Here is a 22,026-nt window from a genome sequence, read left to right as displayed (position 1 = left end):
TGCGTGGACTCCTGCAAGCGGAACTGGTATCAGTTCTGACACCCAGTCAGGTACGTGCCGGTCCGCGGGAGGCAGCAGCCATGACCGAGCTTGTGGAACACGGAAAACTGTTCATCGGCGGGGAGTTGACCGATCCGCTCGGCGACGGCGTCATCGAGGTGATCTCCCCCCACACCGAACAGGTCATCGGACGGGTCCCGCACGCCTGCGAGGCCGACGTGGACCGCGCCGTCACCGCCGCCCGCCGCGCCTTCGACGAGGGGCCCTGGCCGCGCACCACCCTGGCCGAGCGGATCGCGGTGATCACCCGGATCAAGGACGCCTTCGCCGTGCGGTACGAGGAGATCGCCCGCGTCATCAGCTCCCAGAACGGCACCCCGTACAGCTCCAGCGTCATGGTGCAGGCGCTCGCCGCGATGATGGTGTGGGACTCGGCGATCACGGTCGCCCGCACCTTCCCGTACGAGGAGCGGCGCGACGGAGTCCTCGGGCCCCTGCTCGTACGCCGTGAACCGGTCGGGGTGGTCGCGGCCGTCGTGCCGTGGAACGTCCCGCAGTTCACCGCGGCGGCCAAGCTGGCCCCCGCGCTGCTCGCGGGCTGCACCGCCGTCCTGAAGGTCTCGCCCGAAACGCCCCTGGACGCCTACATCCTGGCCGAGATCGTCGCCGGGGCCGGGCTCCCGGAAGGGGTCCTCTCGATCCTGCCCGCCGACCGCGAGGTCAGCGAGTACCTGGTCGGGCACCCGGGCGTCGACAAGGTGTCCTTCACCGGGTCCGTCGCCGCGGGCCGCCGGGTCATGGAGGTCGCTTCCCGCAACCTCAGCCGCGTCACCCTCGAACTGGGCGGAAAATCCGCTGCGGTCATCCTCCCCGACGCCGACCTCGACGCGGCCGTCGCCGGCATCGTCCCCTTCGCCTGGATGATCAACGGCCAGGCGTGCGTGGCCCAGACCCGCATCCTCGCCCCCCGCTCCCGCTACGAGGAGATCGCAGAGGCGTTCGCCGCGGCGGCCGGGGCGCTGAAGGTCGGCGACCCGCTCGACCCGGCGACGGAACTCGGGCCTCTCGTCGCGCGGCGCCAGCAGCAGCGCTCCCTCGACTACATCCGGATCGGCCAGGAGGAAGGCGCCAAGATCCTTACGGGCGGCGGACGTCCGGCCTCGCAGGAACGCGGCTGGTACGTCGAGCCGACGCTCTTCGGGGACGTCGGCAACTCCATGCGCATCGCCCGCGAGGAGATCTTCGGCCCGGTCATCTGCCTGCTCCCGTACGGGGACGAGGACGAGGCCGTGAAGATCGCGAACGACTCCGAGTACGGGCTCAGCGGCAGCGTGTGGACCGCCGACACCGAGCGCGGCATCGACATCGCCCGCCGGGTCAGGACGGGCACGTACAGCGTGAACACCTTCAGCCTCGACATGCTCGGCCCCTTCGGCGGCTACAAGAACTCCGGGCTGGGGCGGGAGTTCGGCCCCGAGGGCTACGGCGAGTTCTTCGAGCACAAGATGATCCATCTGCCCGCCGGATACCAGGGGGCGTGATGGGCGACCGCTGGCAGGTGGAGGTCGACCGGAGTGTCTGCATCGGCTCCGGGATGTGCCTGAACCACGCCCCGGAGGGCTTCCGGCTGGACTCGGCGAGGCAGTCCCATCCGGCCGGCCCGGAGAGCGACGCCAACGAGGAGATCCTCGCGGCGGCCGAGGGCTGCCCCGTCGAGGCCATCACCCTCACCCTCCTGGCCTCCGGCGAGGTGGTGTTCCCGCCGGAGGAGTGAGGCCGCAGGAGGGAGGAGAGAGGGGAAAGGCGGAATGGACAGGAGGAAACGGCAGGAAGAAGGGCCGGAAGAAAGGGCTTCCCCCCAGCTCAGAGCACATGCGAGACTCCGGCGGAGAACGCACGGGCGCCCGCCCGTGAGGACGACGACCGGGCGGGGAAGCCACCTGTGGGTACGAGAAGAGCTGCAGCCGCCGCCGTAGCGGTGACCGGAATACTGACCGTCGCCGGCTGCGGCCTCGGCGACGACGGCACGACGGACGGCGCGGCGAAGGCGTCGCCCACGGCCGTCGCGCCGTTCACCAAGGAGACGGTGGCCAACGAGGTGGGCGCCGCCGCGGACGCCTCGGGGCTCCCGGCGGGCGACGACTCGATGGCCGGTATGCCCGGGGGTGAGTGGCGGAACTGCGTGGCCCCGTGGCTGGCGGACGCGCCCGAAGCGGACGCCGCGGACGGGTTCGCCGCCACGGTCGAGCGGCTGCGGAAGCTGGGCTGGAAGATCACGACGAGCAGCGAGGAGCAGGACGTCACCTTCCGCACCCTCACCAAGCAGGGCTGGAAGGTGTACGCCCGGCACTTCGCGATGGAGGGCTTCGGCGACCGGCAGCCGGTCTCCCTCACCGCTGTGAAGGAGGGCTGCGCGCTGCCGGAGGAGGTTCAGGGGGACTTCTCCGACGACCCGGCCTGACAGCCGGAGTCGGCGATCACGAAGTACCCCGCCGGTGACTCCCTGAGCGTGTGGGTGACGAACACGTTGTACAGCCCCATGTTCTGCCCGGAGCCGTTCGCGTACACATAGCCGCCCGAGGTGTGCGCCCGGCCCGCCGTCACCTGCGCGTAGTTGCTCGCGGTGAAGCACCGGACGGTGGACCCGCCCGTGGTCGTGGCGGTCACCGCCGGAGCGGTGGCACCGACCGCGCCCGCGGAGTCGACCGCCGCCACCGTGTAGCGGTAGGAGGCCCCGGCGGCCAGCCCGGAGTCGGTGAAGGACGTCCCGGTGGGCGATGCCACCTTCGCGCCGTCGCGGTGCACCACGTACGAGGCGGCTCCCGCGACCGGGCTCCAGGACAGGGACGCCGAGCCGGCGGTGACACCGGTGACCCGCAGGCCGGAGGGGGCGGGCAGCCCGTCGCCGCCGCCCGGTGCGCCCCGGTCCAGCCCCCAGAAGACACCCGTGTGGTACGTCGAGCAGATGGTGTTGAGGAAGTACGCGGCCGTCGACCCGCACTGCTCGGCGCCCGTACCGGGGTTCACGGCCAGGCCGTGCCCCATGCCGGCGAGGGAGTACGTCTCGACGGCGGGGTTCCCGGAGGCGTCGTTGTAGACGGTACGGGTGGTGTTCCCGGGCAGCGTGCTGGTGCCGTCCGGGGTCTGGCCGATGCCCCACACGTCGGTCCACTGGTCGCGCAACGCGGTGGCGTTGGCCGGGTAGACCGTGTAGTCGGACGTGCCCTGCCAGATCGCCACCCGGGGCCACGGCCCCGCGTAACCCGGGTAGGAGGCGCGGACCTTGTCGCCCCACTGGGCCGGGGTGAGCTTCGGCGGCCCCGTCTGGCAGCCGGAGGCGGCGGCCTGGCTCGTGGCGCACTGCGCGGGCAGTCCGGAGGCCACGGAGCCGCCCGCGAACACGTCCGGATAGGCGGCGAGCAGATTCGCCGTCATGCCGCCGCCCGCGGAGAGCCCGGTGACGTACACCCGGCGTCCGTCGGAGCCGTACGTCCGCTGGGCGTACTCGGCCATCTGCACGATCGACGCGGCCTCGCCCCGGCCGCGCGTGTCCTCTGCCGGATCGAACCAACTGAAGCAGGAGAGCGCGTTGTTGGCGGACGTGGTCTGCGGGAACACCACGTCGAAGCCCCAGATGTCGGCGAACTTCGGCCAGCCGGAGTTGGCGTAGTAGGCGTTCGCGCTCTGGGTGCAGCCGTGCAGGGCGACCACCAGTGGAGCGCCCGCCGGAACGTGCGCCGGGGTGTACGCGTACATCTGGAGGTTTCCGGGGTTGGTGCCGAAACCGGTGACCTGGTGCAGAGTGTCGGCGGCGGCGGTGGTGGCCGGCCGGGCGGCCGTCGCGGTGACGGGCGTGGCCAGCAGGACGCCGAGTACGGCGGTGGACACGACGCACCGGAACAGGCGTCGCAGGATCGTTGGGCGCACGGTGGGGCCTCCCTGATCGGACGTGCGGACTGCTGCCGGAACCTATGAGCGGCGACGGGGACTGCCCATGTGGCGCGCGGCCACCGACGTCGGCCGGGAGTGTGCGGCACGGCCCTTGCGCAGGTCAGAGCGGTACGCCGGGACAGCGCCGCCCCGTACCGCCGACCGTCCGGCAGTCACCCCGCACCATGTACGCCGCCACCATGTACGCGTACGAGGGTGTGTGCACCGACCCCGTGTGATGCGGGCGGCGACCTCCTTACCGTGACGGCCATGCAGACTTCCCGGACACCGGATCACGAGCCCGCCCCTTCCTCCGCCGACGGGGCGTCGCCCCCGTCCGTCGACCGGTTCCTGGCCGGGCGCACCGCCCTGGTGACCGGTGCGGCGAGCGGCATCGGACTGGCCTGCGCGCGGACGCTCGCCGCGGCGGGCGCCCATGTGCACATCGTGGACAGGACGGCCGACGCGGCCGAGCGCCTGGCCGACGAGCTCGGCGCGACCGCCTGGGTCGTCGACCTCTCGGACCCCGAGGCGGTCGACACCCTGCCCGCCGACGCGGACATCGTGGTCAACAACGCGGGGCTCCAGCACATCGCCCCCGTGCACGCGTTCCCGCCCGAGCGCTTCGCGCTGATCCAGCGGGTCATGGTCGAGGCACCGTTCCGCATCTTGCGCCGTACCCTGCCCGGCATGTACGAACGCGGCTGGGGGCGCGTCGTCAACATCTCCTCCGTCCACGGACTGCGCGCCAGTCCCTACAAAGCGGCCTATGTCACGGCCAAGCACGCACTGGAAGGACTCAGCAAGGTGGTCGCGCTCGAAGCGGCGGAGCACGGGGTGACGAGCAACTGCGTCAGCCCCGGGTACGTACGCACGCCCCTGGTCGAGAACCAGATCGCGGCGCAGGCCCGTACCCACGGCATCTCCGAGGAGGAGGTGGTGGGGCGGGTCATGCTGGAACGCAGCGCCATCAAGAGCCTGATCGAACCGGCCGACGTGGCCGAGGCCGTCCTGTGGCTGTGCGGTCCGCGTGCCGGGCACATCACCGGCACCTCGCTCTCGATGGACGGGGGCTGGACCGCCAACTGACCCCACTCCGCTCCTCCACCCCTCGGCTGCTCCGCCTCTCCGCTGCTCCCCTCTCCGCTTCCGCACTCCAGACGAACGATGGCCGCCCATGTCTGAACCGTCCCCCTCCGCCGCGCCCCACCTGCGACGCCTCCTCGCGCTGCTGGCCGACGACGCCCCCGCCGAGGCGCTCGGCGCCGTCTCCTCGGCGGCGAGAGCGGCCGGGGTGCCCGCCGCGGACCTGGCCGAGGTGGAAGGGGCGGTCGCCACGGCCCTGCGGATCAGGGGCGCCCTGCGCCAGCACCGCCGCCGGGAACTCCAGCTCACCGCCCTCTTCGACACGGCGGGCGACCTGGCCGCCTCCCGCGATCTGGACGACGTGCTGAAGGCCATCGTGCGGCGGGCCAGGATGCTGCTCGGCACCGACACCGCCTACCTCACCCTCCCCGACGAAGAGGCCGGGGACACCTACATGCGGGTGACCGACGGCTCCGTGTCCGTGCTCTTCCAGCGGTTGCGGCTGGAGCTCGGCGAAGGGCTCGGCGGCCTCGTCGCGCAGACCGCGAGCCCGTACGCGACGCCCGACTACCGCACCGACGACCGCTTCCGCCACACCGACAACATCAACGCCGGTGTGCTGGCCGAGGGGCTCGTCGCCATCCTCGGCGTCCCCCTCCTCCTCGGCTCCAGCCGAGGAGGTACGGGCAAGGTCATCGGCGTCCTCTTCGCCGCCGACCGCTCCCCGCGCGTGTTCAGCCCGGACGAGGTCGCCCTGCTCTGCTCCCTCGCCGCGCACGCCGCCATCGCCATCGACACCGCCCGCGCCCTCGCCGACACCGGGGCAGCCCTCGCGGAGCTCGCCCAGGCCAACGCCGAGCTGGCCGAGGCCAATGCCGCCGTGCGCGAGCACTCCGCCGCCATGCAGCGCGCCGAGGAGGCCCACGACCGGCTCACCGACCTGGTGCTGCGCGGGGGCGACGTCACGGATGTCGCCACCTCGGTCGCCGGCCTGCTCGACAGTCCGCTGACCATCCACGACCCGGGCGGGCGCCCGCTGGCGGCCGTCCGGCCCGACGGGACCGCCTGCTCCGCCGACGGCGCGGACGCGGAATGGCTGGCCGAGACCGCCGAGGAGTCCCGGGCCGGAGGGCGCGCCGTGCACCGCGACGGCCGGTGGATCTGCGCCGTACTCGCCGGGCAGGAGCTGCTGGCCAGCCTGGTGCTGCACCAGCGCCGACGCCTGGACGACTCCGACCGCCGGCTGTTCGAACGGGCCGCCGTCGTCACGGGGTTGCTCCTGCTGCTGCGAAGAACGGTGGCCGAGACGGAGAACCGGATCCGTGGCGAACTGATCAGCGACCTACTGAGCGACGCGGAACGCGACCCCGCCGGTCTGGCCGAGCGCGGCCGCCGGCTGGGCATCGACCTGGACCGGCCCCGGCTGCTGCTGGTCGCCGAATCCGGCGCCCGCGAGAGGCTCGGCGCCGCCGCCATGCGCTATCTGTTCGGCGGGGACATCCACGGGGTGAGCGCCGAACACGCGGGAACGGTCGTGCTGTTGGTCGACCACGACCACGGGGGTGCCGGCGAGGGCACGGGGCCCGGGGCCGGCCGGTCACCCGGTGAGGTGGCCAGGGCGGCGGCCGCCCAGCTCGGCCACCTGGTCCAGGCCCCCGTCACGGTCGCCGCGGCGGGCCCGGCGGGCGGACCGCGGGAACTGGCCGCCGCGTACGCGGAGGCGGCCCGGTGCCTTCGGGCGATGCGGGTGCTCGGCCGTGCCGGCGAGGGCGCCTGTGTGGACGAACTCGGCTTCCTGGGAGTGGTGCTGGGCAACGCCCAGGACGTCGACGGCTTCGTCTCGGCCACGCTGGGTCCGCTGCTGCGGTACGACGAGCGGCGCGGCACCCATCTGGTGCGCACGCTGAGCGCCTACTTCGGGGCGGGTGGCAGCCTGATACGGGCCAAGGACGAGCTGCACGTGCACGTGAACACGGTGGTGCAGCGGCTGGACCGGATCCAGGTGTTGCTGGGGCGCGACTGGAACGAGCCGGGGCGGGCACTTGAGCTGCAACTCGCCCTGCGGCTGCACTTGCTGGGGGGCGGACGGGAGGGGTGACCCGGTTCGGCCGGGTGCCGCATGCGTCTCAGGCGAGATGAGTGCCCGAACCGTTCAGCAGGTGATGTGCGATCTCCTCCGCTCCTCTGTCGCCGGTCAGCACCGTGTAGTGGTTGACGTCCGGGACCCGCACGGTCCTGACCGTCGCTGCGGGAAGGGCGGCCGCCCTCAGCCGGGACTCGTCGTACAGGCCCTGGGGCTCGTCCATCAGGCCCCGCTCGGCCCACAGCAGCGTTGCCGGGGCCGGCAGGTTCCGGATAGCCGACAGCACCTCCTCGGTGAAGAGGCCGGCGCCGTCTGTGCGTACCGCATCGATCCGGCAGCTGGAGCGCAGCGACGGCTCCTCGCCCGTCAGGTCGCGCTGGATGTACGCGTCCACCTCCGCCGACCACGCCCCGGCGAACGCGGGATGGGCCTGCCAGAACGACCGGTAGGCGGCCCGGTCGGGGAACGTCATCGACAGGCGGTCCATCGCCGGTCCGATGACGGCGGTCAGGAGCGCGTCGGGGGAGAGATGGGTGGGCGCGGGGAAGCCGGCCCCGCCGTCGACGAGCAGCAGCGGTCCGAACCGTTCCGGATGCCGTACGGCGGCCAGCGCCGCCACGAACGCGCCCATCGAGTGGCCGGCCAGCACCACCCGGCCCAGGCCGAGCGCCTCGGCCAGGGCCGCCGCGTCGTTCGCGTGCGCGGCGATCCCGTACGGGCCGGGCAGCCCGGAACTGGCCGCCCGGCCCCGCAGATCCGGGGCGATCAGCGTGACCCGGCCCGCCAGCGCCCGGGCCACCCGGCCCCAGGAAAGGGCGTTGGCCGTGATGCCGTGCAGGGCCACGACCACCGGGGCGCCGGTCTCGTGGGCCGGCCAGCGCAGGGCCGCGAGTTCGCCCCCGGCGACGGGGACCCGCAGTTCTTCGTACCGGGCAGAGGTCATGGGTTCCGGTTCTCCTTCGCGGTCCCGGAGGCGGTCCCGGAAGCGGTCTCGGAGACGGCCCCGGAGGCGCGGCGGCCCGCGCCCAGGCGTGACGGGAGTCGTGCGAGGCCGCCGGGCAGCAGATGCACCACGGCCACGAACACCACCCCGAGCAGGAACAACGGCTGGGACAGCGGTACCCGCAGCACCGCCGGCAGCTCGGCGACCGCTCCCGATCCCGCGAGGTCGCCGAGCCGGTGATCGGCCCAGGTGTAGAGGATGCCGCCGACCATCGGCCCCCACCGGGTGCCCGACCCGCCGAGGACCACCATCACCAGCAGCGACAGCGTGAAGTCGGAGGTCGTCGTCTGCGGGGTGGAGCCGCCGGTGAGCAGGAGGTGGACGAGCCCGCCGACCGCGGCCAGCGCTCCCGCCAGCACGAAGGCCGTCAGCTTGAATCCGTACGGCTTCAGGCCCAGTACCTCCACCCGGCGCTCGTTCTCCTTGATGCCCTCCCATACCCGCCCGGTGGGGGAGCGGACCGCCCAGTGGACGACGCCGAGTGTGAGGACGAGGTAGGCCAGCGCGATCCAGTACAGATTCGCCGTGTTGTCGATGCCGACGAGGCCGGCCGGCAGCAGCTCGGCGGGGGCCGCCCGGCCCTCCTCGCCGCCGGTGAGGCCACCGGGGTTGCGGGAGACGAGGATCGAGCCCGCCTGCGCGAAGGCCAGCGTCACCATGGAGAAGCCGATGCCGGTGACCCGCAGGCTCACCGAACCGAGCACCAGGGCCAGGGCGATCCCGGAGCAGAGGCCGAGCACCGCCGCGAGGGCGAACGGCAGCCCCGCCTCCAGCAGGAACATGTTCGTGGCGTAGCTGCCCGCCGCGAAGTACAGCGCGTGGCCGAAGGACAGCAGTCCGGTACGCCCGAGCAGCAGGTCGTATCCGGTCGCCAGGGCGCCGAACAGGAGGCAGGTGGCGAGGAGTTGCAGTGAGCCGGGGCTGCCCACCGGCCCGTCCAGCAGCCCCGGCAGCGGCAGCGCGCTGAACGGGGCTACGGCCAGGGCGAGCAGGACGGCGGCGGGCCACCAGCGCAGCACGCGGGCGGGTGTCCCGGCCGCGGCTCGTGGCGGGCCGGCGGCGGGCGCCCCGTCGGTACGGTCGTGTGTCTCGGTGGCGGTACTCACGCGAGCCTCCCGGTCAGTCCGCGCGGCCGGACGAGCAGCAGCGCGCCGAGCAGGACGACGACGGCCAGGTCGCCGAGGCCCGCTGCGGTGTAGTAGTTGGCGAACTGCTGGACCAGGCCGATGACGACGGCCGCCACGGCGGCCCCGGTCACCGAACCCATGCCGCCGGTGACCACCACCACGAAGGCGAAGATCAGCAGCGAGGTGCCCTGCCGGGGATCGACCGAGCCGAAGTACAGCCCGCCCAGTGCCCCGCCGAGCGCGGCGACACAGCCGCCGATCGCGAAGACGAGCGTGAACGCCCTGCGGACGTCGATGCCCAGCGCGGTCACCATCGCCCGGTCCTCGACCCCCGCCCGTACGACGAGACCGTGCCGGGTCCGGCCGAGGAACAGCCGCAGTGCCACGACGACCACGACCGCCGCCGCGATCAGGACCAGCCGGTTGACCGGGACGTGCGCGCCCAGCAGCCCGAAGGTTCCCGACAGCGCCTCCGGACCCGGGAACGTCAGTGCGTCCGGCCCCCAGATCCCCGAGAGGAGCGCGGGGACGGCGAGCCCCACGCCGACCGTGGCGAGCACCTGCTCGCGCGGCCGGGTGTAGAGCGGGCGGACAACGGCGAGTTCGAGCACGACGGCGGCGACGGTGCCCACCGCCGTACCGAACAGCACGGCCAGGGCGAAGCCCGCACCGCCGGGCCCCGCGCCGGGCAGATTCCCGGACGCCGCCCACCAGGTGCCGTACGCGCCGATGGAGAGCAGCGCCCCGTGCGCGAAGTTGAGCACGTCCATCAGGCCGAAGATCAGCGAGAGGCCCGATGCGATCAGGAAGTAGAGCGCCCCCAGACCGAGACCGGTCATGGTGAGCAGAACGATGGTGGACATCAGGAATCCGCCTCCGCGGTCGGGGAAGAGGCATGGGCGGCCCGGGAAGAGGCATGGGCGGCCGGGCCGTGTCCCACGCCGAGCAGCCTGCGGGCCGCCTCCGCGTCGCCCAGCAGCGCTTCCGCCGGGCCCCGGTGCGCGGTGCGCCCGTCGGCGAGGACGACGCAACTCCCGGCCAGCCGCCGGACGACGGCGAGGTTCTGCTCCACGAGCAGCACCGGCACCGCCTCGGCGGCCCGCTCCAGCACCTGGGCGACCTCGGTGACGACCCGGGGCGCGAGGCCCTTGGTGGGTTCGTCGGCGACGACGAGCCGGTTGGTGTTGAGCAGGGTGCGTCCGATGGCCACCATCTGCTGCTGGCCGCCGGACAGGGTCCCGGCCAACTGCCGGGCGCGCTGCTTCAGTTCGGGAAAGAGTTCGTGGACGAGTGCGTACGCGGGCTCGCCCGCCCCGCGCCGCTCGGCGAGCCGCAGGTTCTCCGCCACCGTGAGTCCGGCGAAGATCCCGCGGTCCTCGGGGGCGTATCCGATGCCCCGCCCGACCACGGTGTGGGTGGGCAGCGCCACGGTCTCCTCGCCGTCGAGCAGCACGCTGCCGGCGCGCGGGACGAGGCCGAGGATGCCGCGTACGGTGGTGGTCTTCCCGGCGCCGTTGCGGCCCAGGAGCGCGGTCACCCCGTGGCGGGCGACGTCCAGGTCCACGCCGTGCAGGATGTGCCGCCCGCCGATCAGGACCCGCAGGTCGCGCACGGCGAGCAGGACGTCCGGGTCCGGTGTCACAGCCGCTGTCACAGCCCCTCCCCGAGGTAGGCCCGCTGGACCTCCGGATCGGCGGTCACCGCCTGCGGGGTGTCCAGCGCCAGGAGCTGTCCGTGGTGCATCACGGCGAGCCGGTCGGCGAGGCCCAGCAGGACGTCCATGTGGTGCTCGACCATGAGGACGGTGCGGCCCTCGTCGCGGTGCAGGGTGCGGATCAGTTCGGTGAGTGCGGGGACCTCCTCGGCACTCACCCCGGCCATCGGTTCGTCGAGCAGCATCAGCCGGGGCTCCCCGACCAGCAGGACCGCCAGTTCGAGCTTGCGCTTCTCCCCGTGGGACAGCTCGGCCGCCGGTACCTCCGCCCGGTGCCCGAGACCGGTGCGCTCCAGGACGCCGTGCACCTCGGCGGAGTACGGGGAAGCCCGCCGCCACAGTCGGTACGAGCCGCCGCGCGCCGCCTGCGCGGCCAGCCGGACGTGGTCGGCGACGCTCATTCCCGGCCAGAGGCTGGAGGTCTGGAACGTGCGGCCGATCCCACGGCGTGCGCGGACGTGCGCGGGCTGCGCGGTCATGTCCGTGCCGTCCAGGGACAGGGCGCCGGCCGTGGGTGTGGTCAGGCCGCTGATCAGGTTGAACAGGGAGGTCTTCCCCGCCCCGTTGGGGCCGATGAAGGCCAGGAACTCGCCCTCGCGGACGCTCAGGGTGATGTCCTCGACGATGGTCGCCCCGCCGATGCTCCAGCCGAGCCCGTCGAGGCTCAGCACGGGGGCTGGGGCGCGCACGTCTCCGTCGCGTTCCGCGGTGGTGCCCGGAGCCGTCATCGCTCAGCCCGCCGAGGGGGTGACCGGCGGGGCCACCGCGTCCATCGGCTCGGTGCTGATCAGCTCCGGGACGGCGCCCGCGCCCTTCCCCTTCAGCCGCGCCACGAACATCGGCTGCACCAGGGCGTGGTCCTCGGCGCGGACCTGCTCCTTGCCCTTCACCCCGTCGAAGGTCCAGCCCTCCAGGGCCTTCGCCATGGCGGCGGTGTCGGTGGCGCCGCCCTCCTCCACGGCACGGACGATCATCTGGGCGGCCGTGAAGCCGTCCGGGGTGAACAGGTCGGGGGCGCCGCCCGCCTTCTCGACCGCGTCGAGCATGGCCTGCTCCACCGCGTTGCCGCCGCCCGCGCCGGGGAAGTAGTGCGCCAGGAACGAGACCTTGGAACCCGCCGCTCCGAAGACCGGGTACGAGGCCGTTCCGGCCAGCCCCGTGACCACCTTCCCCGCGTCCAGCACGCCCTGCTGGTCCAGTGCCGTCCACAGGGCGGGGGCGGTGGAGCCGGCCCAGGCGACGAAGACCAGATCGGTTCCGGCGGCCTTCACCTGCCGGGCGAACGGCGTCAGGTCCGTCGCCCCGGGCGGTGCCAGTACCGAGCCGACCTCGGCGCCCCTGGCACCGAGGACCGCTTCGACGGCGGCGACGTTGGCCTGGCCGAAGGTGGAGTCCTGGGCCAGCACCGTGACCTTCTTGCCCTTGGCGTCGCCGAGCATCGTGCCCGCGGTGAGGATGTCCTGGTAGGACTGCCGGCCGGACCGGAAGGTGTACGCGTTGATCCCGGTCACCGCGTCGGTGGCGGCCGGGCCGCTGACGTACAGCACCTTGTTCTGGGCGGCGAGCGGGGCCATCTGGAGGGCGACGCCGGAGTCGGTGGTGCCGGCCAGCACCTTGTAGCCCTTGCCGATCAGGTTCTTCGCGGCGGAGACCGCCTTGCCGGGGTCGCCCGCGTCGTCCTGCTCGGTCACCTCGATGCGGTGGCCGCCGGCCTTGCCTGTGCCCTTGGTGGCGTAGTCGAGCCCCGCCATGAATCCGTCGCGGTACTGCTTGCCGTAGGCGGCGAGCAGCCCCGTCCGCGAGTAGACCAGACCCACCTTGACGGACTCGTCCTTGCCGCCGTCGGCCGAGTCGGAGCCGCCCGCCTGCCCGGCGGCCGTGCAGCCGGCCAGGAGCAGGGCGGCGGCGCCGAGGGCGGCTGCGGTCAGGGATCTGTGCTGGACGGTGCCTACGGCTCTGCGACGGCGCATGGTGACCGGCTCCTCGGCGTGGTTCGGATGATGTCGGCCGAACCGTATGAACACCGTGGCGCCGTCGATATGGTGCAGGAGCCCCCACCTGACCGGGTCCCCATGTGGGTGCCCGACATGGGCACGGGCCCGGGCCCGCTCAGTCCTGGGGCGGACCGGATTCCGCGCTCGTCAGGTCGATCAGCCTGCACACCGTCTCGATGTCTATCTTCACCTGCGCGATCGAGGCCCGCCCCGACAGCCAGGTGATCAGGGCGGAGTGCCAGGTGTGCTCGATGACGCGGACCGCCGACAGCTGCTGCGGCGTCGGGTGCTCCAGCCCCATCGAGTCCAGCACGATCTTCGTCGTGAGCCGCGAGACGGTGTCCACCTCGGGGCTCACGCTGCGGTCGGCGAAGGTCAGCGCCCGCACCATGGCATCGGCGAGATGGGGCTCCCGCTGGAGCGCCCGGAAGGCCCGCATCAGGGTCTCGGCGACCCGGTCCGCCGCGCTCTCACCGGTCGGGGGGCGCTTGCGGAGCGTGCTGTGCATGTGCTGGAGCTGGTCCTGCATGGTCGCGACCAGCAGATGGATCTTGGAGGGGAAATAGCGGTAGAGCGTGCCCAGCGCGACCCCGGCGGCCTCCGCGACCTCGCGCATCTGTACGGCCTCGAAACCGCCCTTGCTGGCGAGCTGGGCGCTGGCGTGGAGGATGCGGCGCCGGCGGGCCTCCTGACGTTCCGTCAGAGGAGGCGATGCGGGTCTGGCTTCCGCTGTCATGTGTCCCAATCCATGGCTTCTGTCCGCAACCGGTACAAGGGGAGCGTGATTCCGGGCGCGCACAGCATGCCAGGGTGCCTGCCGTGGCGCGAATCACCTGATCCGGCGGTCACGCCGACGCTACCTGCCGGTAGATTCGATGCTCGTTGAACGATCCGGTCTGAAACTTGTTCTAGATTAGCGTGAGCGGTTACGCTCCGGCGAACACGCAGTGAGAAGGGGGCCGAGTGTGACCGCTGAGGCCATAGAGACGGGCCCCCGGGCGGGCACCGAAGCACCCGCCGCCGACGACCGGCCGTTGCGCATCGCACTCCTCACCTACAAGGGCAATCCCTTCTGTGGGGGCCAGGGCGTCTACGTACGCCATCTCGGCCGCGAACTGGCCCGACTCGGCCACCACGTCGAAGTGATCGGCGCCCAGCCCTACCCGGTGCTCGACGAGGGCGTTCCGCTCACCGAGCTGCCGAGCCTGGACCTGTACCGCCAGCCCGACCCGTTCCGCACTCCGGGCCGCGGCGAATTCCGCGACTGGATCGACCTCGCCGAGGTCGCCACCATGTGGACCGGCGGCTTCCCCGAACCGCTCACCTTCAGCCTGCGGGCCCGGCGCCACCTCCAGGCCCGCCGCGGCGAGTTCGACGTCATCCACGACAACCAGACCCTCGGTTACGGCCTGCTCGGCGACCTCGGCGCCCCGCTCGTCACCACGATCCACCACCCCATCACCGTCGACCGGCAGCTCGACCTGGACGCCGCGGGCAGCAGACGCCGCCGCGCCTCCGTACGCCGCTGGTACGCCTTCACCCGCATGCAGAAGCGGGTCGCCCGCCGCCTGCCGTCCGTCCTCACCGTCTCCGGCTCCTCCCAGCAGGAGATCGTCGAGCACCTCGGCGTACGGCAGGACCGCGTCAGCGTGGTGCACATCGGCGCCGACACCGACCTCTGGTCGCCCGATCCGTCCGTCGCGGAGGTGCCGGGCCGGATCGTCACCACGTCCAGCGCGGACGTCCCGCTCAAGGGCCTCGTCCACCTCGTGGAGGCGCTGGCCAAGCTCCGCACCGAGAACCCGCAGGCGCACCTCGTGGTCGTCGGCAAGCGGGCCGAGGACGGGCCCGTCGCCCAGGCCATCGAGCGGTACGCGCTCCAGGACGCCGTCCAGTTCGTCAAGGGCATAAGCGACGCCGAACTGGTCGACCTGGTGCGCAGCGCCCAGATCGCATGCGTCCCCTCGCTGTACGAGGGCTTCTCCCTCCCCGCGGCCGAGGCGATGGCCACCGGCACCCCGCTCGTCGCGACGACCGGCGGCGCGATCCCCGAGGTCACAGGACCCGACGGGGTAACCTGCCTCGCCGTGCCGCCGGGCGACGCGGGCGCGCTGGCCATCGCCCTCGGCCGGCTGTTCGGCGACCCGGAACTGCGGGCCCGCCTCGGCGCGGCCGGCCGCGACCGGGTGCTCGCCCACTTCACCTGGGCCAGGGCGGCCCTCGGTACGGCCGAGCTGTACCGTCAGGCGATCGTCTCCCGGGGAGCCCGCAGGTGACTGCCCCCGCCGCCCACGGAACCCGTACCTCCGACCTCGAAGGCAGGCCCTCGTGCTGACCGTCGACTTCACCCGCTTCCCGCTCGCCGCAGGCGACCGAGTGCTCGACCTGGGCTGCGGTGCCGGCCGGCACGCCTTCGAGTGCTACCGGCGCGGCGCCCAGGTCGTGGCGCTGGATCAGAACGCCGAGGAGATCCGGGAGGTCGCCAAGTGGTTCGCCGCGATGAAGGAGGCCGGTGAGGCCCCCGAGGGTGCCACCGCCACCGCGATGGAGGGCGACGCCCTCAACCTGCCCTTCCCCGACGACTCCTTCGACGTCGTGATCATCTCCGAGGTGATGGAGCACATCCCCGACGACAAGGGCGTGCTCGCCGAGATGGTCCGCGTCCTGCGGCCCGGCGGCCGGATCGCGATCACCGTGCCGCGCTACGGCCCCGAGAAGGTCTGCTGGTCGCTCTCCGACGCGTACCACGAGGTCGAGGGCGGCCACATCAGGATCTACAAGGCCGACGAGCTGCTCCGCAAGATCCGCGAGGCCGGACTCAAGCCGTACGGCACCCACCACGCACACGCCCTGCACAGCCCGTACTGGTGGCTGAAGTGCGCTTTCGGGGTGGACAACGACAAGGCGCTGCCGGTGCGCGCGTACCACAAGCTGCTGGTCTGGGACATCATGAAGAAGCCCGCGCTCACCCGGGTCGCCGAGCAGCTGCTCAACCCGGTCGTCGGCAAGAGCTTCGTGGCGTACGCGACGAAGCCGCACCTCCCCAAGGCCGAGGCGTGAGCACTCCCGAGCGGACCGAACACCTCGTACTGCCCGGGGTCCTCACGGCCGATCAGGCCGCCGAGACCGTCGCGGCACTGCGCGCCGTCCAGCGCGAGGACGGGGCCCTGCCCTGGTTCCGCGGCCACCACCTGGACCCGTGGGACCACACCGAGGCGGCCATGGCCCTCGACGCGTCCGGCGAGCACGAGGCCGCCGAACGCGCCTACGACTGGCTGGCCCGTCACCAGAACGAGGACGGTTCCTGGTACGCGGCCTACCACGACGGCGACGCGGAGCAGCCGACCGACCGCAGCCGCGAGACCAACTTCTGCGCCTACATAACGGTCGGCGTCTGGCACCACTACCTCGCCACGGGCGACGACGCGTTCGTCGACCGGATGTGGCCGACGGTCTACGCCGCGGTCGAGTTCGTGCTGCGCCTCCAGCAGCCCGGCGGCCAGATCGGCTGGAAGCGGGAGGCCGACGGCACCCCCGTCACCGACGCGCTGCTGACCGGCTCCTCCTCGATCCACCAGGCCCTGCGCTGCGCGCTCGCTCTTGCGGAGGAACGCGAAGAACCGCAGCCCGACTGGGAGTTGGCGACCGGGGCGCTCGGTCACGCGATCCGCAACCACCCGGAGCGCTTCCTGAACAAGGACCACTACTCGATGGACTGGTACTACCCGGTCCTCGGCGGCGCGGTCACCGGCCCCGCCGCGCAGAAGCGGATCGACGACGGCTGGGACCGGTTCGTGGTCCCCGGACTCGGCGTGCGCTGCGTGCTCCCCAACCCGTGGGTCACCGGCGGCGAGAGCTGCGAACTGGCCCTGGCGCTCTGGGTGATGGGCGAGTCCGACCGTGCCCTGGAGATCCTCCAGTCCGTCCAGCACCTGCGCGCCGAGGGCGGCCTGTACTGGACGGGGTACGTCTTCGAGGGAAACCGGGCCTTCTGGCCCGAGGAGCTCACCACCTGGACGGCGGGCTCCCTGCTGCTCGCGGTGGCCGCACTCGGGGGCGACGAGGCGACCACCGCGGTCTTCAGCGGCGAGCGGCTGCCCAGAGGGCTGGAGCCGGACTGCTGCGGCTGATCACTCAGAAGCGGCGGACCCGGCCGGCCACGGCGTGGCCGATGAACAGGTAGACGACGGCGGCGAGGCCATATCCGGCGACGACCCGGGCCCACTCGGCGTCGAAGGTGAACAGGTCGTGCGACCAGCCGGCCAGCCAGCGGGCGGCGTCCCGGACGAACTCGACCAGGTCGTTGGCCGGGTTGGCGTCGAGCAGGTACATCAGAATCCACAAGCCGATGATGAAAGCCATGAGGTCGGCCACGACGGCTATGACACGTGCGGCGGTACTGCTTCCTGTGCCAGTTCTGGGAGACATGTACTGCGGGTTGCCGTTTATGAGCCGAGCGAAACCCCTACGGCCTCTCCGGTTGGCGCCGTCACCCCGGCCGGGTGCCCGGCCCGGAGTGCCGAGCCGCGTCACTCGCCGTGAAACGCCCGGTCAGGGAGGCTCTCTGTGTCACCCCGGAAACGCCCGCACTAGGGTGCGGATATGACCCTCCTTCTCCCGTACGACCGCTACTGCGACGAGATCCTGGCCCAGACCGACGAGCTCAGAGCGGTGCTCAAGGACGCGGACCTCACCGCGGTGGTTCCCACCTGTCCCGACTGGAACCTGCGCGAGCTGGCCGTCCATGTGGGCGGCGCCCACCGCTGGGTCGGCGAGATCGTGAGCACCCGGGCCACCGGGGACATCCCCGAGGAACGCGTGCCCGGCATCGCGGGACCGGAGAGCGAGGAACCAGGCGCCCTCGACGCCTGGCTCGCCGAAGGAGCCGACGGCGTGGTGGCGGCCCTGCGCGAGGCGGGCCCCGACGCGCGGGTCTGGAGCTGGGGGACCGAGCAGCGGCCGGCGTTCTGGGCGCGGCGCATGGCGCACGAGACCGCCGTGCACCGGGCGGACGCCGCCCTCGCCGCACGGGCCGGCTACGAGGTGGCGCCCGAGCTGGCGGCCGACACCATCGAGGAATGGCTGGAGATCGTCTCCGCCGCCCAGCGGGACGGCGACCCGGAAGCCGTCGAACTGTGCGGTGGCGGGCGCTCCCTGCATCTGCACGCCACGGACGTGCCCGGTGCGGAGTGGCTGATCGAATTCGGCGAGGACGCCTTCGGCTGGCGCCACGCCCACGAGAAGGCGACCGTCGCACTGCGCGGCACGCTCACCGACCTGATGCTCGTCTTCCACCGCAGGCTTGACCCCGGCAGCACCCGGGTGGAGGTGCTAGGGGACGCGGAACTGCTGGACTTCTGGCTGGAGCGCGCGTCCTTCGGCTGAGCCGCGCCTCTCCCTCTAGGCGTTGAGCTCGGCCAGTACCCGGAGCGTACGAGGGTCCGGTGCGGTGACCAGGAGGTCGGTCACCGGGCCCGTGCGCCACAACTCCAGCCGCTCAGCGATCCGTTCACGCGGTCCGACGAGCGAGATCTCGTCGGCGAAGGCGTCCGGCACGGCGAGGACCGCCTCCTGCTTGCGGCCCTCCAGGAACAGCCGCTGGATGTGCCGGGCCTCCTCCTCGTAACCCATCCGGCCCATCAGGTCCGCATGGAAGTTCCGGGCCGCATGGCCCATGCCCCCGATGTAGAACCCCACCATCGCCTTCACCGGCAGCAGCCCCTCGGTCACGTCCTCGCACACGTGGGCCCGCGCCATGGGCGCGACCATGAACCCCTCGGGGAGGTCGGCGGCCGTGACCCCGTACGCGTCGGGGCGGGTGGGCGACCAGTACAGCGGCAGCCAGCCGTCCGCGATCGTGGTCGTCTGCGCGACGTTCTTGGGCCCCTCCGCGCCCAGCAGCACCGGAAGGCCGGGGCGCAGCGGATGGGTGATCGGTTTCAGCGCTCTGCCCAGCCCCGTACCGTCCGCTCCGCTGTACGGATGGGAGTGGAAGCGCCCAGCGAGCTCGACGGGTCCTTCCCGCGCGAGAACCTGCCGGATGACGTCGACGTACTCGCGGGTCGCGGTCAGCGGACTGCTCGGGAACGGCCGCCCGTACCACCCCTCCACCACCTGCGGCCCTGACAGCCCGAGCCCCAGCATCATCCGGCCGCCCGAGAGGTGGTCGAGGGTCAGCGCGTGCATCGCCGTCGCGGTGGGCGTACGGGCCGCCATCTGCGCGATGGCGGTGCCGAGCCGGATACGGGAGGTGTGGGCCGCGATCCACGTCAGCGGCGTGAAGGCGTCCGAACCCCAGGCCTCCGCGGTCCACACGGAGTCGTAGCCGAGCTCCTCGGCGCTGCGGGCCAGGGCGAGATGGTCCGGATTCGGGCCGCGACCCCAGTATCCGAGAGCGAGTCCGAGCCGCATGCCGTTCCCTCCAGCCATGGGTGACGCTCCGTCAGGCGCCTGGTGCGGGAGGACTGTACGACAACGGCCCCCCGCCCGGAAGGGCGAGGGGCCGCGACGTGCGTGCGGGTGATCAGCCGCGCTGGATGCCCGTGGTGTCCTGGAGGACTCCACGACGGCCGTCCTGCGTCTGGGCGATGAGGCCCGGACCGCGCTGCTCGACCGCGAGGTACCAGGTGCCCGGCGCCAGTTCGGCGATCGGGTTCGGCGAACCGTCCTCGCCGTACAGCGGACGGGCCACCGGCACCGCGAACCAGAACGGGGTGAAGTCACCGGCCGGCGCTCCGCCGTCCTGCGGTTCCTGCTGAGCCTGCGGGGCCTGCTGCGCCTGCATGGCGTGCGCCTGGGCCGGGTCGGCCTGACCGGGCTGCGGCTGCGCACCGTACGGCTGGGGCTGGCCGGGCTGCGCGCCGTAGGGCTGCTGCTGGGCGCCGGGGTAGCCGTAGCCCTGGCCGGGCTGCTGCGCACCGTACGGAGCCTGCGCGCCCTGCGGCGTCGCCGGGCGCGGGGCGCCCATCAGCGGGGCCTTGAGGGCCGGAACCATCGGGGTGGCGATCGCACCGGCCGCCAGCACGAGGGCCGCGAGCAGGCCGAGGATCATGCCGGCGCCCGCGTCGTTGGCGTCGATGATCGTCCAGAACGCCGTCCACAGGGAGAAGACGGTGAACGCGACACCGAACTGACCGAGGTCCAGCCCCACGACCTTGCGGCCCGGCATGGAGCGGCCCACGATCACCAGCGCCGCGCCGATGACGCCGGCCAGGAAGATGCTCATCAGAAGCGAGAGCGAGTCCCAGGCGTTCGGGCTCTCGAAGCTGGAGCAGTTGACGCCTGCGGGGCAGTCGAAGCCGGAGAGGTCGAGGAAAGAGGCGATGAACAGCACCACCGCTGCTCCGATCACCACCCCGTCGCCTCGAGTGAGGGAGCGGATATTCACGTGAAGGTCCTTAGTCGGTCGTCTCGTCGGGGCGGTCGTCGCTGCCGCTTGTTTCGGCGGGTACGGCGCGAAGCTCGGGGCGGCTCCCCATCGTACGGATGAATCTATCGTCTGCCCGGCCGGGTTGTGCCCCGCCCCGGACCTTGGACTGTTATCCCCCCAATTCCTACGCAGGTCTACCCCTTGAGATAGCCGCTGATGCCGTCGGCAATGCCATGCGCCGCTTTCTGGCGCCATTCCGCGCTCGTGAGCACGGCCGCGTCCTTCGGGTCACGCATATTGCCGCATTCGATGAAGACCTTCGGCACGGTCGACAGATTCAGTCCGCCGAGATCCTCACGGGTGTCGAGACCGGTGTTGTCGCCGACGTAATTGGAATATGCGCTTCCGGTGGTGCTGAGGAACAGACCGGCGATGCGGGTGCCGAGTTCGCGCGAGGGTTCGACGATTTTCGCGGTGTCCGCGGTGCCGCCGCGCACCCGGCCGGGGACGATGACATGGAACCCGCGGTTGCCCGCGGCGGAGCCGTCCGCGTGGACGGAGACGACCGCGTCGGCTCCGGCCTCGTTGCCGGTCCGGGCCCGCTCGTCGATGCACGGGCCGAAGGGGCGGTCGTCGTCGTGCGTCAGCACGACCTTCGCGCCCTGGGACTCCAGCAGGGTGCGCAGCCGGTGCGACACGTCGAGGGTGAACTCCGCTTCCGTGTAACCGGCGTTGGTCGCGGTGCCGGTGGTGTCGCACTCCTTGCGGCCCGTGCCGATGTCCACCTGCTGGTTGATCTCGCGGGTGTGGTCGCGGTTGCGGGGGTTGTGCCCGGGGTCGATCACCACGGTCCGGCCCGTAAGCGGCCCCTTCGGCAGGGGCTTCGCGGACGTGGGGGAGGACGTCGGTGCGGGTGCCGCCGGTGTCGAAGGGGCGGCGCTGCTGCCGGGGCGTGGCTGCGTCGCACTGGCGCTGCCGCCGCCTCCGCACCCGGCGACGGTCAGGGACAGGGCGGCCAGGGCGGCGGCGGTGAGCAGGGGCCGGCCGTGGCGGGTGGGGGGAATTCTGTCGTCGTACGGCACGCGGCGAGCCTATCCGGGCGGCTCAGATCCCCGGGCCCGTGCGCCGCAGGACGCGCAGCGAGTCCGTCACGGAGATCTCCGTGAACGCACCGGAGGCCAGTGCCCGCTGATGGACGCGGTGGGGGGCCTGGCCGCCGTCCGCCGGATCGGGGAACACGTCGTGGATCACCAGGAGCCCGCCGTCGGTGACATGCGGGGCCCAGCCCTCGTAGTCGCCGTTCGCGTGCTCGTCGGTGTGGCCGCCGTCGATGAAGACGAAGCCGAGCTTCCCGCCCCAGACGGCCGCGACCTGCGGCGACCTGCCGACCAGCGCCACCACGTGCTCCTCCAGACCGGCCTTGCGCAGGGTGCGGCGGAAGGTGGGGAGCGTGTCCATCAGGCCGACCTCGGGGTCGACGACGGCCGGGTCGTGGTACTCCCAGCCGGGCTGCTGCTCCTCGCTGCCCCGGTGGTGGTCGACGGTGAGCGCCGTGACCCCAGCCGACCGGGCGGCGTCCGCGAGCAGGATGGTGGAGCGCCCGCAGTAGGTGCCCACCTCCAGGAGCGGGAGCCCGAGCGCGGCGGCGTCGGCAGCCGCCGCGTACAGGGCGAGTCCTTCGCGTACCGGCATGAAGCCCTTGGCGGCCTCGAACGCGGCA

Annotated in this window: 22 protein-coding genes; 9 read left to right on the top strand and 13 right to left on the bottom strand. The window is 72.4% G+C overall.

Going from position 1 to position 22,026, the window contains the following annotated elements; all coding sequences use genetic code 11:
* Positions 1 to 80 precede the first annotated feature (80 nt).
* From ACFWSK_RS26870 to ACFWSK_RS26860, 3 genes are all read left to right on the top strand, one after another.
* Positions 81 to 1,541, top strand: a complete 1,461-nt coding sequence (locus ACFWSK_RS26870) for an aldehyde dehydrogenase (protein WP_383791184.1) — start codon at positions 81 to 83, stop codon at positions 1,539 to 1,541.
* Entirely contained in the window at positions 1,541 to 1,774 is a 234-nt protein-coding gene (locus ACFWSK_RS26865) for a ferredoxin (RefSeq protein ID WP_383791181.1), read from the top strand. Before ACFWSK_RS26870 ends, ACFWSK_RS26865 begins: the two co-directional genes overlap by 1 nt.
* A 168-nt stretch (positions 1,775 to 1,942) precedes the next feature.
* Positions 1,943 to 2,461, top strand: a complete 519-nt coding sequence (locus ACFWSK_RS26860) for a hypothetical protein (protein ID WP_383791178.1) — start codon at positions 1,943 to 1,945, stop codon at positions 2,459 to 2,461.
* On the opposite strand, the gene ACFWSK_RS26855 is transcribed toward ACFWSK_RS26860, so the two are convergent.
* On the bottom strand, positions 2,431 to 3,927 hold the full coding sequence (locus ACFWSK_RS26855) for a PHB depolymerase family esterase (RefSeq protein ID WP_383791175.1): 1,497 nt from the start codon (positions 3,925 to 3,927) through the stop codon (positions 2,431 to 2,433). The genes ACFWSK_RS26860 and ACFWSK_RS26855 overlap by 31 nt on opposite strands.
* 273 nt (positions 3,928 to 4,200) lie before the next feature.
* Between ACFWSK_RS26855 and ACFWSK_RS26850 the strand changes: the two genes are divergently transcribed.
* A complete protein-coding gene (locus tag ACFWSK_RS26850) occupies positions 4,201 to 5,019 on the top strand; it encodes a 3-hydroxybutyrate dehydrogenase (protein WP_383791172.1) in 819 nt (272 codons plus the stop codon).
* Between the two features lie 88 nt (positions 5,020 to 5,107).
* A complete protein-coding gene (locus ACFWSK_RS26845; RefSeq protein WP_383791170.1) occupies positions 5,108 to 7,114 on the top strand; it encodes a helix-turn-helix domain-containing protein in 2,007 nt (668 codons plus the stop codon).
* Positions 7,115 to 7,142: 28 nt separating this feature from the next.
* Here the strand turns inward: ACFWSK_RS26845 and ACFWSK_RS26840 are convergent, their stop codons facing one another.
* From ACFWSK_RS26840 to ACFWSK_RS26810, 7 genes are all read right to left on the bottom strand, one after another.
* On the bottom strand, positions 7,143 to 8,042 hold the full coding sequence (locus tag ACFWSK_RS26840) for an alpha/beta hydrolase (protein WP_383791167.1): 900 nt from the start codon (positions 8,040 to 8,042) through the stop codon (positions 7,143 to 7,145).
* Complete coding sequence (locus ACFWSK_RS26835; RefSeq protein WP_383791164.1) at positions 8,039 to 9,208, bottom strand: branched-chain amino acid ABC transporter permease; 1,170 nt, start codon at positions 9,206 to 9,208, stop codon at positions 8,039 to 8,041. The genes ACFWSK_RS26840 and ACFWSK_RS26835 overlap by 4 nt, the downstream gene beginning before the upstream one ends.
* Positions 9,205 to 10,092, bottom strand: coding sequence for a branched-chain amino acid ABC transporter permease (locus ACFWSK_RS26830; RefSeq protein WP_383791161.1), 888 nt, complete (start codon positions 10,090 to 10,092; stop codon positions 9,205 to 9,207). Before ACFWSK_RS26830 ends, ACFWSK_RS26835 begins: the two co-directional genes overlap by 4 nt.
* Positions 10,092 to 10,883, bottom strand: a complete 792-nt coding sequence (locus tag ACFWSK_RS26825; RefSeq protein ID WP_383791159.1) for an ABC transporter ATP-binding protein — start codon at positions 10,881 to 10,883, stop codon at positions 10,092 to 10,094. The genes ACFWSK_RS26830 and ACFWSK_RS26825 overlap by 1 nt, the downstream gene beginning before the upstream one ends.
* Positions 10,880 to 11,671: an ABC transporter ATP-binding protein gene (locus ACFWSK_RS26820; RefSeq protein WP_383791156.1), complete on the bottom strand. Its 792-nt coding sequence runs from the start codon at positions 11,669 to 11,671 to the stop codon at positions 10,880 to 10,882. Before ACFWSK_RS26820 ends, ACFWSK_RS26825 begins: the two co-directional genes overlap by 4 nt.
* A 3-nt stretch (positions 11,672 to 11,674) precedes the next feature.
* Positions 11,675 to 12,913, bottom strand: a complete 1,239-nt coding sequence (locus tag ACFWSK_RS26815) for a substrate-binding domain-containing protein (protein WP_383791153.1) — start codon at positions 12,911 to 12,913, stop codon at positions 11,675 to 11,677.
* 139 nt (positions 12,914 to 13,052) lie between these two features.
* Entirely contained in the window at positions 13,053 to 13,673 is a 621-nt protein-coding gene (locus ACFWSK_RS26810) for a TetR family transcriptional regulator (protein WP_383791150.1), read from the bottom strand.
* Between the two features lie 229 nt (positions 13,674 to 13,902).
* Between ACFWSK_RS26810 and ACFWSK_RS26805 the strand changes: the two genes are divergently transcribed.
* From ACFWSK_RS26805 to ACFWSK_RS26795, 3 genes are read left to right on the top strand one after another with little or no spacing between them, the layout of a single operon-like run.
* A complete protein-coding gene (locus tag ACFWSK_RS26805; protein WP_383791146.1) occupies positions 13,903 to 15,213 on the top strand; it encodes a glycosyltransferase family 4 protein in 1,311 nt (436 codons plus the stop codon).
* Between the two features lie 52 nt (positions 15,214 to 15,265).
* The gene (locus tag ACFWSK_RS26800) at positions 15,266 to 15,997 is read left to right on the top strand and encodes a class I SAM-dependent methyltransferase (protein ID WP_383791144.1); all 732 of its coding nucleotides are present in this window, start codon (positions 15,266 to 15,268) and stop codon (positions 15,995 to 15,997) included.
* Positions 15,994 to 17,067 carry a prenyltransferase gene (locus ACFWSK_RS26795; RefSeq protein WP_383791141.1) on the top strand — a complete coding sequence of 358 codons (1,074 nt, stop codon included), beginning with the start codon at positions 15,994 to 15,996 and terminating at the stop codon, positions 17,065 to 17,067. Before ACFWSK_RS26800 ends, ACFWSK_RS26795 begins: the two co-directional genes overlap by 4 nt.
* A gap of 4 nt (positions 17,068 to 17,071) precedes the next feature.
* On the opposite strand, the gene ACFWSK_RS26790 is transcribed toward ACFWSK_RS26795, so the two are convergent.
* Positions 17,072 to 17,365 carry a hypothetical protein gene (locus tag ACFWSK_RS26790; protein WP_383791138.1) on the bottom strand — a complete coding sequence of 98 codons (294 nt, stop codon included), beginning with the start codon at positions 17,363 to 17,365 and terminating at the stop codon, positions 17,072 to 17,074.
* A 174-nt stretch (positions 17,366 to 17,539) separates the two neighbouring features.
* Here ACFWSK_RS26790 and ACFWSK_RS26785 point away from each other — a divergent pair, with 174 nt between their 5' ends.
* Positions 17,540 to 18,322 carry a maleylpyruvate isomerase family mycothiol-dependent enzyme gene (locus tag ACFWSK_RS26785; protein WP_383791135.1) on the top strand — a complete coding sequence of 261 codons (783 nt, stop codon included), beginning with the start codon at positions 17,540 to 17,542 and terminating at the stop codon, positions 18,320 to 18,322.
* Between the two features lie 15 nt (positions 18,323 to 18,337).
* Here the strand turns inward: ACFWSK_RS26785 and ACFWSK_RS26780 are convergent, their stop codons facing one another.
* The 4 genes from ACFWSK_RS26780 to ACFWSK_RS26765 all read right to left on the bottom strand — a co-directional run bounded on the left by ACFWSK_RS26780 (position 18,338) and on the right by ACFWSK_RS26765 (position 21,998).
* Positions 18,338 to 19,348 (bottom strand): LLM class F420-dependent oxidoreductase, encoded by a 1,011-nt coding sequence (locus ACFWSK_RS26780; protein WP_383791273.1) that lies wholly within the window; start codon positions 19,346 to 19,348, stop codon positions 18,338 to 18,340.
* Between the two features lie 112 nt (positions 19,349 to 19,460).
* Positions 19,461 to 20,324, bottom strand: a complete 864-nt coding sequence (locus ACFWSK_RS26775; RefSeq protein ID WP_383791133.1) for a hypothetical protein — start codon at positions 20,322 to 20,324, stop codon at positions 19,461 to 19,463.
* 176 nt (positions 20,325 to 20,500) lie between these two features.
* On the bottom strand, positions 20,501 to 21,388 hold the full coding sequence (locus ACFWSK_RS26770; RefSeq protein WP_383791131.1) for an N-acetylmuramoyl-L-alanine amidase: 888 nt from the start codon (positions 21,386 to 21,388) through the stop codon (positions 20,501 to 20,503).
* A gap of 22 nt (positions 21,389 to 21,410) precedes the next feature.
* On the bottom strand, positions 21,411 to 21,998 hold the full coding sequence (locus tag ACFWSK_RS26765) for a class I SAM-dependent methyltransferase (RefSeq protein ID WP_383791270.1): 588 nt from the start codon (positions 21,996 to 21,998) through the stop codon (positions 21,411 to 21,413).
* Positions 21,999 to 22,026: the final 28 nt, after the last annotated feature.

Origin of the sequence: Streptomyces sp. NPDC058620 (assembly GCF_042717135.1) — a bacterium.
Classification (GTDB): domain Bacteria; phylum Actinomycetota; class Actinomycetes; order Streptomycetales; family Streptomycetaceae; genus Streptomyces.
The sequence above is the reverse complement of the archived record's forward strand: the minus strand, read 5'-3'. Positions and strand labels throughout refer to the sequence as shown.